Consider the following 16,138-nt stretch of genomic DNA (forward strand, 5'->3'; position numbering starts at 1 on the left):
AGCAATATTGCTTCCGTTATATGTTTTTAAAATTTGTTTTACCATGCATATCCCAAAGACAAACCTAATCTGGGCAAAATTCCATCTATACTTACTCCAGATATAGACCCTTGAGTCGATGCCGAAATATATTGAAAGCCCAAATTAAGATCTAATGCAAAACCAGAGTTCCCGCCCCCAAATATCCATTGATATCCTGCAACAGCTCCTGCCCCGAAATATGAGAACTTACCATCTTCTCCAGAAGAGGAGTCTGCACTTGCACTTGCATAAGTTGCTACTGGCGCTGCGTACCAGCCTCTTGGGGCGTTATTTGTTGATGAAAAGTACAATTTATACTTTCCTTCTGCCCCAAACCCATTAGCTTTTACTTCTTCTCCACTATTAAAAGTAGCGTCGCTAGAAAAATACGCCAAGGATACCTCCAAAGCTGATTTCTCATTCAATGCTCTTTCATAACCAAGTTCAGCAGAACCTAATGCCAAACCTAGTGGGTTGATTTTAATTACATTTTCCTGAGCATAAGAATTTAATCCAAACCCTAGGGCAACAAAAGTGATAATAAATACTTTCTTCATAATTTATATTGATTTTTTAATTGAAGTAAACATAGGCATTCAGTAAATTGACACATAATCTTAGTTGTATACTGGGTTAAGAATGTTGTAATCCGTTCATTATTAAGAGTCATAATAATTTTAACAACTAACTAGTTAATGTTTTCTATATTTAAAAAATGAAATGGAAACAGGCCGCACAAGATTATCAACACTATTTAAGTATAGAGCGAGGATTATCTTCCAATTCCATTAAAAATTATGTACATGATGTTGAAAAATTAAAACACTTCCTAGAATCCAAGGAAGTAGCCGAAACACCTATTTCCATTGGCAAGGAAACTGTGCAACACTTTGTTCATGAGGTAGCAAAAACCGTAAATCCAAGATCACAGGCTAGAATTATATCTGGTTTAAAAAGTTTTTTTAATTATTTAGTCTTTGAAGATTACAGGAAAGACAACCCAATGGATTTAATAGAATCCCCAAAAATTGGAAGAAAACTTCCCGATACACTATCAGAAACAGAAATAAATACTTTAATCGATGCTATAGACCTTTCCAAGCCGGAAGGTGAACGTAACAGAGCTATGTTGGAAACTCTTTATGGATGTGGGTTAAGGGTTTCTGAGTTAATTGGATTAAGAATTTCCGACTTGTTCTTTGATGAGGATTTTATTAAGGTGACAGGTAAAGGTGACAAACAACGTTTTGTACCCATTAGCCAAGTCAATAAAAAGTACATTACCATTTACCAGAAAGAAATTAGAGTGCACCAAACCATCCAGAAGGGATATGAGGACACTTTGTTTCTAAATAGAAGGGGGAAACAACTTACAAGGGCCATGGTTTTCACTATTATTAAAAAGTTAGCTGAAAAAATTGGACTGCACAAAAGTATAAGTCCACACACGTTTAGGCACTCTTTTGCAACCCATTTATTGGAAAACGGAGCGGACCTAAGGGCAATACAACAAATGCTGGGGCATGAAAGTATTACTACTACCGAAGTGTATATGCATGTAGACCGTAGTCATTTAGCGGAGGTATTGAATAAATTTCACCCTAGACAGAATAGTTAAAAATTATGAGACGAAGACAGTTTACCATTTTTTTCAGTGTTGTTTTATTTTTGGAATTGATAGGATGTATTTTTTCGGAGTATCAAAGTATTCGTTACATCACCAAACCAGCAATCACCATTTCACTACTCTCCTATTTATTCATGCAACAGAACATGAATCCTAGGATAAAAAAATTTCTTGCTTTAGGGTTATTCTTTTCCTTATTAGGAGATATATTGTTAATGTTTACGGACAAATCTCAACTTTATTTTATGTTAGGATTATTTTCTTTCCTAATAGCCCATATAATGTATATATCTGCTTTTTACAAAAAAAGGATTTTCCAAAACAAATCGATCACATTCTTTATTATTGCACTGGCCATTTACGCTGGAGGGGTTCTCTATTTTATAGGGCCTAAACTAGGAGCATTGTTACCCTATGTTCTTGCCTATATGTTTGTAATTTTACTGTTAGGACTTGTTGCTCTGCTTAGGAGACCTATATCAAAACCAAACAGCTATCAACTTTTTTTAATTGGTGCGATTTCCTTTATTTTTTCTGACACACTACTGGCATTTAACAAATTCCACTCACATTTCTTTATGTCAGCAGCTTTAATAATGTTGACTTATGGTCTTGCACAAATCTTAATTTTATACGCTGGTATTACTGAAACGGATTAAAACTTTATTTTAGACTTAACCAATAGAATATCAGTAGGAGAATTTAATTGGACTGGACCAATTCTAGAATTATTAAGTTGATTATCATAAGAAGCTTCGATAAGTATAGACTCATTAATATCATAACCCAAACCTATTGTATAACTTGTTCGATATTTGTCTCCTTTTGGTATGTGGTACGAATTTATGTCCCTAATCTCTGTATCTAATAGGTCCAATTCCAATTGCATACCACCAAACAAGAACATTTTCTTATTTAAATACTTTTTAACGAACATTCCTATTCTAAATCGTTCATATAACATTTCTTTATCATACGCGCCATCCAAACGAACTCCCCAGTTAGTATTAAGGTTATATCCAATAGAAAAATCTTTATGCACACTGTTCCTGTCCATACCAAAATATGCATGTCCTTCATATGGAAATCTCTCTTTGGGTTTCTTAATTTCTTGGGCCATAACATTGTAAGTCAATCCAATGCACAGAAGTAAAAAGGTATATTTAATCATGGATGCCGAATAATTACATGATAAATTACACATATATTATGATGGGGTCCAATATTCAGCGTAGATTATAACAAATTTAACTACTTGTTAATTAAGAACTTGAGTCATTTAATCCTTAAATTGGGAATAGTTTTTCCTATAAGGTCTAATAATTAACCTTGCCTCCCTATCAAAACGAATGTAGTTATAAACCCAGTTTATAAAGACCACCATCCTGTTACGAAAACCAATCAAAAAGAAAAGGTGAACAAACATCCATACAAACCATGCAAACACACCTTGAAACTTGAAGTTGGGTAAATCTACAACAGCTTTGTTCCTCCCAATAGTTGCCATGCTTCCTTTATCCTTATACTCAAAAGGTTTCATTGGTTTTTCTTCCAAAAGTCGAACCAAATTATCTCCCAAACATTTTCCCTGTTGAATGGCAGGTTGAGCCATCATGGGATGTCCATATGGACAATCTTCTGTTTCCATTAAAGCAACATCTCCAATGGCAAAAATAGTGTCAAAGCCTTCAACCAAATTAAATTCATTCACTTTCAATCGGTTGCTATATGTTAAAAATTCCTTGGCATTCAATCCTTTTAAACTAACTGCTTGCACTCCGGCCGCCCAAACCAACGTGGCGGATTCAAAAGTAAGATCTGTTTTTGTCGTCACCAATTTACCATCATAACTGGTCACTCGAGTATTTTTCCATACCTGCACCCCCAATTTTTCTAGAAAATCCTCTGCCTTTTTTGATGCTTTTGAACTCATACCCTTTAAAAGACAATCACCGGCCTGAATTATATTTATCTGGGCCCTTCTAGTATCCAAATCTGGGTAGTCCTTTGGCAAAATGCCCTTTTTAATTTCGGCCAAAGCACCTGCTAACTCAACTCCTGTAGGTCCTCCCCCCACAATAACAAAGTTCATTAAAGCATCCCTTTCATGTAAATCGTCAGTCAATAGGGCTTGTTCAAAATTTTCAAGAATCAAACTTCTTAGATTCAATGCCTGTGGTATGGTCTTCATGGCCATACTATTTTTTTCAATTTCAGAATTACCAAAAAAATTGGTCTCCGAACCAGTAGCGAGTACTAAATAGTCATATTTTAAATCACCAATATTGGTTTTGATCAACTTTTCCTTGGTTATAACCTCATTGACCTCTGCAAGTCTAAAAAAGAAGTTAGGATAGTTTTGCAAAACCTTTCGAATAGGATATGCTATGGAATCGGGCTCTAGTCCCCCAGTAGAAACTTGATATAATAAGGGTTGAAAATTGTGATAGTTATGTTTATCCAATAACACTACTTGCACTTCTTTTTTGCTTAACTTTTTAGCTAAAGAAATTCCTCCAAAACCACCGCCTATAATTACGATTCTTGGAAAACTGGACTGCGGAATATTCATAGTTGATAAATAAGGGGCAAAATTAAGCATTAGCATACTGTCAACATAAAAGAATGTATTGTTTTTGGTATATTTATCTTATAGCTAATTTATTCCTCCAATTATGAAAAAAATATTCTTATCCCTATCTCTTTGCTTATTCACTGCTTTTGGCTTTGGTCAAAAAAATGTAAATGATGTACTTAAAAAATTAGATAGCAAAAGTGATACCTACGGTGCAATTGCCCAAAACATTTGGGATTTTGCAGAAATGGGATATTTAGAAGAAAAGAGTTCCAGCTTGTTGCAACAAACATTGACAGATGAAGGGTTTTCTGTAAAAAAAGGAGTTGCCGGTATTCCAACAGCATTTATTGCTGAATACGGATCAGGTTTACCAGTAATAGCTATTCTTGGGGAGTATGATGCCTTGCCCGGGTTATCACAACAAGCAATACCAGAAAAAAAATCGGCGGAAAAAGCTGCTGGACATGCATGCGGACACCACTTATTTGGAACGGCATCCGCCGCTGCCGCAATAGCAGTTAAAGATTGGATAAAAACCAATAAAATTAAAGGAACCATCCGTTTTTATGGTTGCCCTGCAGAAGAAGGTGGTTCTGGAAAGGTATATATGGTGCGTGAAGGTCTTTTTGATGATGTAGATGTAGCCTTGCACTGGCATCCAAGTGCTCAAAACTATGCTAGTGCCGGGGCGGCCTTGGCAAATAAATCTGCCAAATTTAGATTTTATGGAGTTTCCGCGCATGCTGCTGGAGCCCCCGAAAAAGGTAGATCTGCATTAGATGGGGTTGAGGCCATGAACAATATGGTAAATATGATGCGAGAACATATTCCGCAGGAAGCTAGAGTTCATTATGTAATAACAGACGGCGGTAAAGCACCCAATGTGGTTCCAAATTTTGCTGAAGTATATTATTATGCCCGACACAACAAAAGGGATGTTGTAATCGACGTTTTTGACAGAATAATAAAAGCAGCCGAAGGTGCTGCTTTAGGTACTGGAACTACAATGGACTATGAAATGATTGGAGGAGTACATGAATTATTACCTAATCTTACTATCCAAAAAGTGATGCACAACAATTTGTCCAAGATAGGTGGTATTTCTTATACTACTGAAGAAAAAGAATTTGCCGATAAAATTTCCAAAACTTTGGGATATATGTCAACGGATTTAGAAACGGCAAGTAATGTTCAACCCTATAAAACAGAGGCCAGAGCTTACGGTTCCACAGATGTAGGCGATGTTAGTTTCACCGTGCCAACTGCAGGAATGGGCACTGCCACATGGATACCGGGAACACCTGCACATAGTTGGCAAGCTGTTGCCGCAGGAGGAACATCCATTGGCAAGAAAGGTATGATGGTAGCGGCCAAAACATTGACTCTTACAGCTATTGACATTCTCAAAGACCCGAGCCTTATAGTTAAGGCCAAAGAGGAGCTTGTTGAAAGAAGAGGTGCCGATTTTATATATATTCCCCTTTTAGGAGAGCGTCCACCCGCATTGGACTATAGAAAATAGACCCTAAAAACTCTTAATAAAAAGATCGATAGTGAGAATGTTATCGGTTTTTTACTTTATTGGTGTAACAATAGTACTTACTTTGCTACCTATAGATAACCAACACTAAAAAAACACTTGAACAAGGAACTGGAACATAAGTTTGTAACAGAACTTGAGAACAATCAAAACATTGTTCACAAGGTGTGTAGTCTGTACACGAACGATAAAGATTCACATAATGATTTGTTTCAAGAAATTACCATACAATTATGGAAGGCATATCCAAAATTTAGAGGTGAATCAAAATTTAGTACTTGGATGTATCGTGTAGCATTAAATACAGCTATTACATTATACAGAAAGTCCAAAAGAAGAATAAAAACACAGGACTATGACTCGGTTATTTTTAAAATAAAATCCAATGAATATGACAATACTCAAGAAGAACAATTAAAACTGATGTACAATGCCGTAAAACAATTGGGGGATATTGACAAAGCATTGGTATTTCTATATCTTGAGAATAAAAGTTATACAGAAATAGCGGAAACATTGGGTATTACAGAAGTAAATACTCGTGTTAAAATGAACCGTATAAAAAATAAATTAAGAACCATACTTAATCCTTAAGGATATGATGGATGAACTGGAATTATTAAAAAAAGATTGGGAAAAAAAGGAAGAAAGTCTTCCAAAATTGTCCTTTGATCAAATCCATAAAATGTTATGGAAAAAATCATCATCCATTGTTAGATGGATACTAATTATTAGTATACTGGAATTGGCATTACCCCATTTACTCTATCTGCTCCCTTCTACAAAGAAAAATTTCGAGGTATACCATAATCTTGGTTTAAACAATATTTTAGTGGCATTATCCATTATCCAATATCTTGTTGTGTTTTATTTCATTTATCAATTTTACACCCGATATAAGGAAATTTCCGTGCTGGATGATGCCAAAAGTTTAATGTCCAAAATAATAAAGACCAGAAGAACGGTAAAGCACTATGTTATTTTCTGTTTAGTATCCCTGTTTATTACATGTGTAATATTGGTCATTGGAATTTATTTAACTGACAACATTTCTGATATATTCCCTATCCCGGAAAGCAAAAATGTTTCACCAGAAAAATTTAAACGCATATTACTATGGTCTATGAGTATTTTCAGTATTGTAATAGTGTTTGTAATGGGTGGAATATACTTCCTCCTATATGGGCTACTTTTGAGAAAGCTTAAAAGAAATTATAAGGAACTAAAACAGCTTGAGGTTTAAGACCTCCATTCACGTTTTTTGTTCTCTTCTTCATAGGCCAGCAGTTCTTTTTCTGAAATCACCTTTAAAAAGGATGGGTGTTGCTCAATTGCATATTCCAATTTTTCAATAATGGATTCTACAGATTCGTTTTCATAGTCAATCTCCAAAGGCTCTTTAATGACCATAGATTGTAGAATTCCCTTTTTCTTGACCCTAAGTCCTTTTTTGTCAAAAGAACGTCTAAACCCATCTATTACCACAGGCACAACAACAGGCTTATACCTCTTTATTATATGGGCCGTCCCCTTTCTTAAAGGTTTCCATGGTGTTGTGGTTCCTTGTGGAAAAGTAACCACCCAGCCATCATTTAAAGCAGTACCAATATTGGAAATATCGCTCATCTTCACCTGTCTGTTCACATCTTTACCTTCTGAACGCCATGTACGTTGAATACTAATAGAGCCCGCATATGCCAAAATTTTGGTCAATAAACTCTTTTTCATGGTTTCTGCTGCGGCAACATAGTACATATTCAATTTGGGATGCCATATGTAGCCAATATTTTTAATATTGTCATCTCTACCACTAAGGCTGGCATTAAAAACATGGAACATCGCTACAACATCTGCGAAATATGTCTGATGGTTGCTTACAAAAAGTACATTTGTGTCGGGCAAGGCCCTGATAATTTCCGAGCCCTCTACTTCCAGTTTATTAAACCCTTTATAACGTTGGTGTGACATAATTCCCAAAATGCGAATCAGCCATTTCTTCAAGAACAAAATATGTCCAAAAGGATTTTCTTTAAATATGCCCATAATTGCAAAACTACAAAATATGGACTTATAACACTTGTTTAAACAGTTCCTTTACCTCGCTCAGCATCATAGCAGTTGCCCCCCAGACCGTATAACCATTTAATTTAAAAGCAGGTACCTCCCATTCTTTGGCATAAGAAGTTGTGATTTTTTCTTTGACAATTCTCTTTTCGTCCATAAAATCCGCTAAAGAAACCTCCACCAAAGTCTCCACTTCTTCATCTTGGAGCTTAAAAGGTTCATTCATATTATATAGACCAAGATAGGGAAACACCTCAAAATTACTTGGAGGTATATATATTTGAGATAATTGTTTAATTACTTTAATATCTCTTGGTTTTACCCCTACTTCCTCATGCGTTTCCCTAAGTGCGGTAGTTAACAAGTTCATGTCTTCTTGCTCCATTTTACCCCCAGGAAAACTTATTTGGTTAGAGTGTACACCTTGGTAGGTTTTTCTTAATATAAGAAGTAGGTGGGTATTCAAGACATTATCAGGGTAAAACAAAGCCATTACCCCAGCTTTCCTAGGGTTTCTTTTTTTTATTTCCTCTGTTTTTAATTCCAAAACTGTAGCCAATGGAGCCATTTTATAGTGGGAATCCACTCCAGGAAGCGGTAGATTTTCTATTTTTGAAATCTTACGGGAAAAATCAGTGAAATTCATAATGGCCAATAGATTAGCATACATTACAATAATACTGCTTTTTTTAGGAGCTTGTAAAGAAGCTCCCAAGGAAAAATCAACCCCTAATAAAGCAACTAAAAATATGGCCATTGATTCTATTCCCCCTAATACCCACGAAGAAGAGGAAGAGGAGGAGTTTGTTTTGACTGAAGAAAATGCTATTGATTTCTTTTTTAATTATCAAAAAACACTGATAGAGGACAAGGTAAAAATAACTACCAATTTGGGCAGTTTTACTGTGGAGCTATATGATAATGTTCCCTATCACAAAGCAAATTTTATATACCTTACCAAAAAAGGGTACTTTAACAATACCATGTTTCACAGGGTAGTAAAGAATTTTATCATCCAAGGTGGAAATTCTGATAATATTGAAGCCGCAAAAAAAAGAAGAAAGATTGGAAAATATCTTTTACCGCCAGATACGCGAAAAGGCCATAAACACCATCGCGGGACCATTTCCATGCCGAGTAGCGAAATAGATAATCCACATATGCTGGCATCTCCCTACGAGTTTTTTATAGTTGTTACAAAACCTGGTTCTTACCATTTAGATGGCGACTACACCCCTTTTGGCAAAGTAATTCAAGGAATGGATGTTGTAGATTTAATAAACCAACAACCCGTGGATGATGGTGATTGGCCTGCTCCCAATATTTATATTACTAAAGCAGAAGTAATTAAATAATTAAATTAAAGTTTTTGCGTAAAGTAGTTGTAATCCTTAAGGATGGTATCCAAATATTGCACATCATACAGTTCGGAATTTGTATTTAGAATACTTTCCACTTTATCCCTCAATGCTTTCATAGTTTTGTAGTCACTGCTTCTTCTGGCTATATGGTACGTTTCTTTAATGAGACGCACGTCCTTGTCTGTCAACAAAGTAACATTGGTAAACTTGGGAACATATTTCTCCTCTACTTCCTCAAGAATAGTATGGGATACCTTGATTTTATTTTTAGTGCTAATGACCACTGTGCCAGCCGCAGCATCTCCCAGTCTTTGTTTTCTTTCAGAAAAAAGAATGGTCAACAATCCTATTGAGCCAACAAAAATCCATATATCAACCAAACGCAGCATCCATCTTACCAAGTAATTGGAAAACTCAACTGGTGAGCCGTCCACCTTTACCACGCGCATTTTTAATAGCATTTTTCCCACTGTACGTCCATTGAACAATGTATGCATTAATAAACTATAGAACATGGCTGGTAAGAAAATTAAGGCTACGAGTCCACGTTGCGTCCATGAATCATCATATACATATCCTATGGCATCACCAATAAGGTTTACCAAAACAGAATAGAGGTACAAAATAAAGGCATCAATAAAAAAAGCGACAATTCGCTCACCAACACTTACAATTTTATAATCTAAGTTGACATTTTGCGTTGTATTGATTTGAAGGTTGGACATATTAATGCTATTTTTAACTCTATAAGAAAATCCCTGTATGCGCGAAGCCGCTTTTGTGAAACAAAATAAGGAAAAATGGATTGCATTCGAAAAAGCCATTGCCCTTAACTCCAATATAAACCCAGATGAACTTGCCAATGGTTATATACACTTGACCAATGATTTGGCATACGCACAGACCTATTACGCAGAAAGCAAGACTTTATTGTATTTAAATTCCTTGGCTTCCCAAGCCCACCAAAAAATATATAAGAATAAAAAAGAAAGTAGAAACCGTATTTTAGATTTTTGGCTAAAGGAGTTTCCTCTATTCTTTAGACAGTATCATAAAACATTGGGAGTTGCCTTCTTAATTTTTGCAGTAGCCACGACAATAGGAAGTATTTCCGCCATCAACGACTCCTCTTTTGTACGGTTGATACTAGGTGATGCCTATGTAAATACGACACTTAACAATATTGCTGAAGGCGACCCAACGGCCATCTACAAAGGAGGGAGCGAGATTGGTAGCTTTTTGGGTATAACCATCAATAATATAAGGGTAGCATTTTTAGCTTTTGCCTTTGGTGTAATAACAAGTATTGGAACTGCCTATATTCTTTTTAGTAACGGAGTAATGTTAGGTGCGTTTATCACTTTTTTTTACACAAAAGGGGTCTTTTTTGAAGCCAATAAACAAATATGGCTTCATGGTACCATAGAAATTTCTGTGATTATCATTGCAGGTTGTGCAGGTCTTATTATGGGCAATAGCATTTTATTTCCCAAAACTTTTTCTAGAAGGGTTTCTTTTATGAGGGGAGCAAAAGATGGACTAAAAGTGGTGGTTAGTACCATTCCATTTTTTATAATTGCCGGTTTTATTGAAGGATTTATTACCCGTTACTCCAATATGCCGTCCTGGTTAGCGTTTCTTATTATTGGCTGCTCATTGGCACTCATTATATTTTATTATGTTGTTTACCCCATAATTTTAAATAGAATACATGCAAAATAATATCCAGAATAAACATATTGAGCTAAAAATAAATCGTGATTTTGGTGAGATTATATCTACATACTTTGATTTTCTAAAACAAAATCTTAAAAAATTTACCAACATTTTTTTAAATTATAATGGTATTTTTTTAATTGGGCTACTCGTTGTTAGTTACCTGCTGGTATCTGGCTTTATTGGCCTATTTACCTATCAACAAAACTATTCGTATGGAAACGCCAATGATATGGATGAATCCTACTTAACATATTTAGTTATTGGTGGAATTTTATATTTCATCATTTTCATTGCTGTAGCTGTCCTAAACTATAGCCTGGCTGGGGCCTATATGATAAATTATGAAAAGCATGAAGGTGCCAATTTTGATAAAAAAGAGGTTTGGGATTTTGTAAAAGATCGTTTAGGAAACATTGTTCTATTTGTAGTACTTCTAGTACTCATCTACATTGGCTGTTCCATTATTGGCTTTATATTGGCAATTATTCCCCTAATAGGCGTTTTTGCCTATTACATCTTAATTTTCTTTGTTTTGGGATGGTTTGGAGTTTCTTTCTTTAGTATGTTAAAAGACAATAAAGGAGTAACTGATAGCTATGGAGAGGGCTGGTCCTTGACCACTAAAAACTTTTGGAAGACAGTTGGCGTAAATTTTATTTTGGGTCTTTTAAATGGGATATTGGTTTTTATAATAATGATTATCCCCGGTGTCATAGTTGGCATCTATACTTTTCATGTAGTAGAGAATAATGTAGACGTTTCAGCTTCCATTGTTCCTACAATAATTTATACAATAGGTACATGTATGTTTTTAATTGTTGGGGTTTTTGGTCAATGTCTTTCACAGTTTGTAAATGGAATCCTGTACTATTCTTTGCATGAAAAAACATACAATACCAACACACGGAGCAAAATAGAACAAATAGGGAACTTGGGCGAGTGATAAAATATTACTTTTCAATATTGATTTTTAGCATTTCATCCTTTGGGTTTTCTCAACAGGAAAAAGACTCTATTACCATACCCAAGGATACAAATCAAGTTGTCAGCTCCCGTTCTTTTAATAAAGAATTAAAAAATAAATATTCTAGTGAGGAATTTAATTATGATGTTGCTACCGGTGAGTCTCAAAATCTTTTGGCCCGTTTTCTAAATTGGATATTTAAGGGGCTAAGAAATACTTTTGGAATTAATATCCCTCCAAATATGCTTAAAATTATTGAGTACTTCATTTATATACTAATGGGTGGTTTGGCTCTCTACCTGCTGATAAAGTTTATTGTGGGCGAAAATTTATCGTCGGTATTCTCTAAAAAAGCAAATTCTATAATAGACATTAATTTATCAGAAGAGCACATAGAAAATATAGATTTGGAAAGTTTAATAAGAGCGGCTTTAGAGCAAAAGGATTATAGGCTTGCCATTCGCTATCATTATTTAAAGGCATTAAAAAACCTTTCCCAAAAGGGCATCATAGAATGGGAATACGAAAAGACAAATTCTGACTATCAAAAAGAAATAGAGACACCCAACATAAAATCAATCTTTAAGGAGGTATCTTACTTATACGATTATATCTGGTATGGGGAACAACCTATTGATAAAATTAAATATGAAGCGGCTCAATCCAGATTTGCCGCTTTAAAAAACCTTTTACCTCGATAATTTGGATAGACGTGCAAAAATAATTCTAGGGGTTTTTGCCGCAGTGCTCATCACGATCATTGTAACGGAAATAGTACGTCCTAAACCCATAAATTGGAGACCCTCTTACTATGCTTCGGATAAAATTCCTTTCGGTTGCCATGTTCTTTTTAATGAACTGACCACTTTGTTTCCTGAAGACACCATACAATCTATTGAAGAAAGTCCATATGAAACGTTAGCATATAGAGACCAAAGTCAAAAATCCAACTACATCTTTATTAACAACTATATATATTTTGATGAAGAGGAAAGTAGGGAGCTTTTGGATTACGTAAGTGATGGCAATTCGGTTTTCATTGCTGCCACCGACTTTGGTGGCAAAGTTGCGGATACGTTAAATCTACAAGTCGCTTCAGATTATACAATTAAGGAAGACACTTTGACCATAAACCTTACCAACACCAGCTTTCCAAAAAAGAATTTCTTATACGCTCGTGGACTCAACAAAACCCATTTTACAAGTGTTGATACTGTAAATACAACTATATTGGGACATTTGGCATACGAGCCTCAACAAAATGTTTTACAGGAAACTGTTGATAATAGTAGTCCAAAAGTGAACTTTATAAAAGTTGAATTTGGTGCAGGTAATTTCTATTTAAATACTACACCCCAAGCTTTTTCCAATTATTACATACTAAGGGGCAATCAGGATTATGTGGCACATGCGCTTTCTTATATAGGGGACAAAACAACTTATTGGGATAATTATAAAAAATCAGGGAGAAGAATTGTCGACTCTCCCATGCGCTTTGTACTTAACCAAATTTCCTTAAAATGGGCCTATTACCTTACCATGCTAGGTCTTTTGGTATTTGTTATTTTTAGGGCGAAAAGAGAGCAACGTATTATTCCCGTTATTGAGCCTTTGAAAAATTCATCGGTGGAGTTTGCCCGTACCGTGGGCAGTTTATATTATCAGCACAAAGACTACACGGACTTAATTTCTAAAAAACTGAACTATTTCCTAGAATACATTCGTAGTCATTACTATATGGATACTTCTACCATAGACGACAAAACCGCTAAAGATTTAGCGGCCAAATCTGGAAAAGCTTTAAAAGAAACAAAAGAATTGATAGATTTTATCATCCATCTAAAAAACAAAACACAGCATTCTGAACAGGATGTCATAGCATTGAATAAAAAAATAGATTCATTTAAGAAATAAAATATGGACGAACATAACCAAGAACAGGAAAACAAGCCATTGGAATTTAACAGTAGGGTAGATTTAACCAAACTACAAGAATCGGTAGAACAGATTAAGTCGGAACTCGGTAAAGTAATTATTGGGCAACAGGATATGGTAGAGCTTCTTATCATTTCCATTTTGGCTAATGGTCATTCTCTAATAGAAGGTGTTCCTGGAGTTGCCAAAACAGTTACCGCCAAATTATTGGCAAAAACTATGAACGTAGATTTTAGCCGTATACAATTTACACCGGACCTAATGCCCAGCGATATTTTGGGAACCTCCATTTTTAATGTAAAAACCTCTGAATTTGAATTTAAAAAAGGTCCATTATTTTCAAATATCATATTAATTGATGAAATAAATCGTGCTCCCGCAAAAACACAGGCCGCTTTGTTTGAGGCCATGGCGGAAAGACAAATAACCATTGACAGCATGGAGTATGATATGCAACCCCCTTTTTTGGTATTTGCTACGCAAAACCCTGTTGAACAAGAAGGCACATACCGTTTGCCCGAGGCCCAACTGGACCGATTTCTTTTTAAAATAAATGTTGACTATCCATCTTTAGAAGAGGAAATACAGATTTTGGAAAGCAAGCACGCACAAAAAAATAAAGATGTGGAAAGTATGATTACTTCCGTACTTACGGCTAAGCAAATTGCGACGTACCAAGAGACCATTAAAGAAATTATTGTAGAAGATAACCTGCTAAAATACATTGCCTCTATTGTAAACAACACCCGTACCAATGCCAATTTATATTTGGGTGCTTCTCCAAGAGCTTCTATTGCCATAATGGATGCCTCCAAAGCTTTGGCGGCCATAAATGGTCGTGATTTTGTAACGCCAGATGACATTAAAAAAGTAGCCAGCCCTATTCTTTCCCATAGAATTATTTTAACTCCAGAAAGAGAAATGGAAGGGTTCACTGCTGAAAAAGTGGTGCAGCAAATTATGGAAACGATTGAGATTCCCAGGTAATTAAAATGAAACGCATTTTTAAAAATATCTATTTACAGAAACGATTTTTTATCGTGTTGGCAAGCCTTATCATAGGCTTTCTATTCTCCTACATTTTTCCGGATTTATTTGGAGCTGTAAAACTGCTATTTTACATTTTTCTAATTATATTTTTGGTAGATATACTATTGCTCTTTGCTTCCAAGGGATATATCCATGGAAAACGAATGGTTCCAGAGAAATTATCCAATGGTGATGACAATGATATTGGTATTCTGTTGACAAACTCCTATCTTTTTCCAACTAAAATTAGAATGTTGGATGAAATCCCCCATCAATTTCAAAAAAGGGATTTTAGTATTAGCACGAACTTGGCAAAAGGTGAAAGCAAACAATTCACCTATACCTTACGCCCTGTGGAAAGAGGAGTATACTTTTTTGGCAATCTAAATGTATTTACCAGTTCACCAATAGAAATGGTAGCTCGCAGATATACGTTCAACAACGAACAGGAAGTTCCTGTCTATCCATCTTTCTTGCAACTTCGTAAGTATGACTTAATGGCTTTTACCAATCGCTTGTTTGAGTATGGCTTAAAGAAAATTCGGCGTATTGGGCATACTATGGAGTTTGAGCAAATAAAAGAATATGTGCAAGGAGATGACATAAGGAATATAAATTGGAAGGCCACTGCAAAGAAAAATCAAGTGATGGTCAACCAATTTCAAGATGAAAAATCTCAGCCCATATATTCGGTGATTGATAAGGGCAGGGTCATGAAAATGCCATTTGAAGAGTTGAGTCTTTTGGATTATGCCATAAATGCAACATTGGTCATTAGCAATATTGCTATTAAAAAACATGATAAAGCAGGCATGTTTGCCTTTAGTAACAAAATAGAAAACCGAGTGGTGGCAGAAAGGCGGAGCTCCCAAATGAACCTTATCTTGGAAACACTCTACAATCTAGAAACTAATTTTGTAGAAAGTGATTTTAGCAGGCTTTATATTGATGTAAAAAGAAATATCTCACACAGGAGTTTATTATTGCTCTACACCAACTTTGAAACTTTAGATGCTCTCCATAGACAACTCCCCTATTTACAAGCCATAGCCAAGCATCATTTATTGGTAGTCATTTTCTTTGAAAATACAGAGTTATCAGAATTTGTGGACACAAAAGCAGAAACTACCCATCAAATTTTTGAACAGACCATTGCGGAGAAGTTTGTCTATGAGAAGAAATTGGTAGTGAACGAACTCAGAAAACATGGCATACAAACTATTTTAACAAAGCCAAAAGACCTTACAGTAAACACAATCAATAAATATTTGGAAATTAAGGCAAGAGGGCTAATCTAATC

18 protein-coding genes are annotated in these 16,138 nt (G+C 35.3%); 12 read left to right on the forward strand and 6 right to left on the reverse strand.

Going from position 1 to position 16,138, the window contains the following annotated elements:
- Positions 1-38 precede the first annotated feature (38 nt).
- Positions 39-578, reverse strand: a complete 540-nt coding sequence (locus GGR42_RS04610) for a DUF3575 domain-containing protein (RefSeq protein ID WP_167961304.1) — start codon at positions 576-578, stop codon at positions 39-41.
- 158 nt (positions 579-736) lie between these two features.
- On the opposite strand from GGR42_RS04610, the gene xerD reads away from it, so the two are divergent.
- Entirely contained in the window at positions 737-1,639 is a 903-nt protein-coding gene (gene xerD / locus GGR42_RS04615; protein WP_167961306.1) for a site-specific tyrosine recombinase XerD, read from the forward strand.
- A gap of 5 nt (positions 1,640-1,644) precedes the next feature.
- Positions 1,645-2,307 (forward strand): lysoplasmalogenase, encoded by a 663-nt coding sequence (locus GGR42_RS04620; protein WP_262887090.1) that lies wholly within the window; start codon positions 1,645-1,647, stop codon positions 2,305-2,307.
- Here the strand turns inward: GGR42_RS04620 and GGR42_RS04625 are convergent.
- Positions 2,304-2,819, reverse strand: coding sequence for a porin family protein (locus GGR42_RS04625; protein ID WP_167961310.1), 516 nt, complete (start codon positions 2,817-2,819; stop codon positions 2,304-2,306). The genes GGR42_RS04620 and GGR42_RS04625 overlap by 4 nt on opposite strands.
- Positions 2,820-2,927: 108 nt before the next feature.
- Complete coding sequence (locus GGR42_RS04630; RefSeq protein ID WP_167961312.1) at positions 2,928-4,220, reverse strand: NAD(P)/FAD-dependent oxidoreductase; 1,293 nt, start codon at positions 4,218-4,220, stop codon at positions 2,928-2,930.
- 103 nt (positions 4,221-4,323) lie between these two features.
- Between GGR42_RS04630 and GGR42_RS04635 the strand changes: the two genes are divergently transcribed.
- The 3 genes from GGR42_RS04635 (at position 4,324) to GGR42_RS04645 (ending at position 7,009) form a co-directional block, all read left to right on the forward strand.
- Positions 4,324-5,748: an amidohydrolase gene (locus tag GGR42_RS04635; RefSeq protein WP_167961314.1), complete on the forward strand. Its 1,425-nt coding sequence runs from the start codon at positions 4,324-4,326 to the stop codon at positions 5,746-5,748.
- Between the two features lie 117 nt (positions 5,749-5,865).
- Positions 5,866-6,360, forward strand: coding sequence for an RNA polymerase sigma factor (locus tag GGR42_RS04640; RefSeq protein WP_167961316.1), 495 nt, complete (start codon positions 5,866-5,868; stop codon positions 6,358-6,360).
- 4 nt (positions 6,361-6,364) lie between these two features.
- Positions 6,365-7,009: a hypothetical protein gene (locus GGR42_RS04645; protein WP_167961318.1), complete on the forward strand. Its 645-nt coding sequence runs from the start codon at positions 6,365-6,367 to the stop codon at positions 7,007-7,009.
- Here the strand turns inward: GGR42_RS04645 and GGR42_RS04650 are convergent.
- Together GGR42_RS04650 and GGR42_RS04655 are read right to left on the reverse strand one after the other, a co-directional pair.
- Positions 7,006-7,809 (reverse strand): lysophospholipid acyltransferase family protein, encoded by an 804-nt coding sequence (locus tag GGR42_RS04650; protein ID WP_167961320.1) that lies wholly within the window; start codon positions 7,807-7,809, stop codon positions 7,006-7,008. The genes GGR42_RS04645 and GGR42_RS04650 overlap by 4 nt on opposite strands.
- Positions 7,810-7,834: 25 nt before the next feature.
- Positions 7,835-8,476 carry an NUDIX hydrolase gene (locus GGR42_RS04655; RefSeq protein WP_167961322.1) on the reverse strand — a complete coding sequence of 214 codons (642 nt, stop codon included), beginning with the start codon at positions 8,474-8,476 and terminating at the stop codon, positions 7,835-7,837.
- 103 nt (positions 8,477-8,579) lie between these two features.
- Here GGR42_RS04655 and GGR42_RS04660 point away from each other — a divergent pair, with 103 nt between their 5' ends.
- Positions 8,580-9,185 carry a peptidylprolyl isomerase gene (locus tag GGR42_RS04660; RefSeq protein WP_394352748.1) on the forward strand — a complete coding sequence of 202 codons (606 nt, stop codon included), beginning with the start codon at positions 8,580-8,582 and terminating at the stop codon, positions 9,183-9,185.
- Between the two features lie 5 nt (positions 9,186-9,190).
- Here the strand turns inward: GGR42_RS04660 and GGR42_RS04665 are convergent, their stop codons facing one another.
- Positions 9,191-9,916: an RDD family protein gene (locus tag GGR42_RS04665; protein ID WP_167961326.1), complete on the reverse strand. Its 726-nt coding sequence runs from the start codon at positions 9,914-9,916 to the stop codon at positions 9,191-9,193.
- Positions 9,917-9,953: 37 nt separating this feature from the next.
- Between GGR42_RS04665 and GGR42_RS04670 the strand changes: the two genes are divergently transcribed.
- From GGR42_RS04670 to GGR42_RS04695, 6 genes are read left to right on the forward strand one after another with little or no spacing between them, the layout of a single operon-like run.
- Complete coding sequence (locus GGR42_RS04670; RefSeq protein ID WP_167961328.1) at positions 9,954-10,913, forward strand: stage II sporulation protein M; 960 nt, start codon at positions 9,954-9,956, stop codon at positions 10,911-10,913.
- Positions 10,903-11,853, forward strand: coding sequence for a hypothetical protein (locus GGR42_RS04675; RefSeq protein ID WP_167961330.1), 951 nt, complete (start codon positions 10,903-10,905; stop codon positions 11,851-11,853). The genes GGR42_RS04670 and GGR42_RS04675 overlap by 11 nt, the downstream gene beginning before the upstream one ends.
- The gene (locus GGR42_RS04680) at positions 11,850-12,575 is read left to right on the forward strand and encodes a hypothetical protein (protein WP_167961333.1); all 726 of its coding nucleotides are present in this window, start codon (positions 11,850-11,852) and stop codon (positions 12,573-12,575) included. Before GGR42_RS04675 ends, GGR42_RS04680 begins: the two co-directional genes overlap by 4 nt.
- A 1-nt stretch (position 12,576) precedes the next feature.
- Positions 12,577-13,788, forward strand: a complete 1,212-nt coding sequence (locus GGR42_RS04685; RefSeq protein WP_167961335.1) for a DUF4350 domain-containing protein — start codon at positions 12,577-12,579, stop codon at positions 13,786-13,788.
- 3 nt (positions 13,789-13,791) lie between these two features.
- On the forward strand, positions 13,792-14,796 hold the full coding sequence (locus tag GGR42_RS04690; protein ID WP_167961337.1) for an AAA family ATPase: 1,005 nt from the start codon (positions 13,792-13,794) through the stop codon (positions 14,794-14,796).
- A 5-nt stretch (positions 14,797-14,801) separates the two neighbouring features.
- On the forward strand, positions 14,802-16,136 hold the full coding sequence (locus GGR42_RS04695) for a DUF58 domain-containing protein (protein ID WP_167961339.1): 1,335 nt from the start codon (positions 14,802-14,804) through the stop codon (positions 16,134-16,136).
- Positions 16,137-16,138: the final 2 nt, after the last annotated feature.

Source organism: Saonia flava (assembly GCF_011927795.1).
Classification (GTDB): domain Bacteria; phylum Bacteroidota; class Bacteroidia; order Flavobacteriales; family Flavobacteriaceae; genus Saonia; species Saonia flava.

Excerpts from the sequence above, each read along its gene's own strand:
- GGR42_RS04610 (WP_167961304.1), bottom strand. The coding sequence starts at position 578 with ATGAAGAAAGTATTTATTATCACTTTTGTTGCCCTAGGGTTTGGATTA.
- xerD (WP_167961306.1), top strand. The coding sequence starts at position 737 with ATGAAATGGAAACAGGCCGCACAAGATTATCAACACTATTTAAGTATA.
- GGR42_RS04620 (WP_262887090.1), top strand. The coding sequence starts at position 1,645 with ATGAGACGAAGACAGTTTACCATTTTTTTCAGTGTTGTTTTATTTTTG.
- GGR42_RS04625 (WP_167961310.1), bottom strand. The coding sequence starts at position 2,819 with ATGATTAAATATACCTTTTTACTTCTGTGCATTGGATTGACTTACAAT.
- GGR42_RS04630 (WP_167961312.1), bottom strand. The coding sequence starts at position 4,220 with ATGAATATTCCGCAGTCCAGTTTTCCAAGAATCGTAATTATAGGCGGT.
- GGR42_RS04635 (WP_167961314.1), top strand. The coding sequence starts at position 4,324 with ATGAAAAAAATATTCTTATCCCTATCTCTTTGCTTATTCACTGCTTTT.
- GGR42_RS04645 (WP_167961318.1), top strand. The coding sequence starts at position 6,365 with ATGATGGATGAACTGGAATTATTAAAAAAAGATTGGGAAAAAAAGGAA.
- GGR42_RS04650 (WP_167961320.1), bottom strand. The coding sequence starts at position 7,809 with ATGGGCATATTTAAAGAAAATCCTTTTGGACATATTTTGTTCTTGAAG.
- GGR42_RS04655 (WP_167961322.1), bottom strand. The coding sequence starts at position 8,476 with ATGAATTTCACTGATTTTTCCCGTAAGATTTCAAAAATAGAAAATCTA.
- GGR42_RS04660 (WP_394352748.1), top strand. The coding sequence starts at position 8,580 with ATGGCCATTGATTCTATTCCCCCTAATACCCACGAAGAAGAGGAAGAG.
- GGR42_RS04665 (WP_167961326.1), bottom strand. The coding sequence starts at position 9,916 with ATGTCCAACCTTCAAATCAATACAACGCAAAATGTCAACTTAGATTAT.
- GGR42_RS04670 (WP_167961328.1), top strand. The coding sequence starts at position 9,954 with ATGCGCGAAGCCGCTTTTGTGAAACAAAATAAGGAAAAATGGATTGCA.
- GGR42_RS04675 (WP_167961330.1), top strand. The coding sequence starts at position 10,903 with ATGCAAAATAATATCCAGAATAAACATATTGAGCTAAAAATAAATCGT.
- GGR42_RS04690 (WP_167961337.1), top strand. The coding sequence starts at position 13,792 with ATGGACGAACATAACCAAGAACAGGAAAACAAGCCATTGGAATTTAAC.
- GGR42_RS04695 (WP_167961339.1), top strand. The coding sequence starts at position 14,802 with ATGAAACGCATTTTTAAAAATATCTATTTACAGAAACGATTTTTTATC.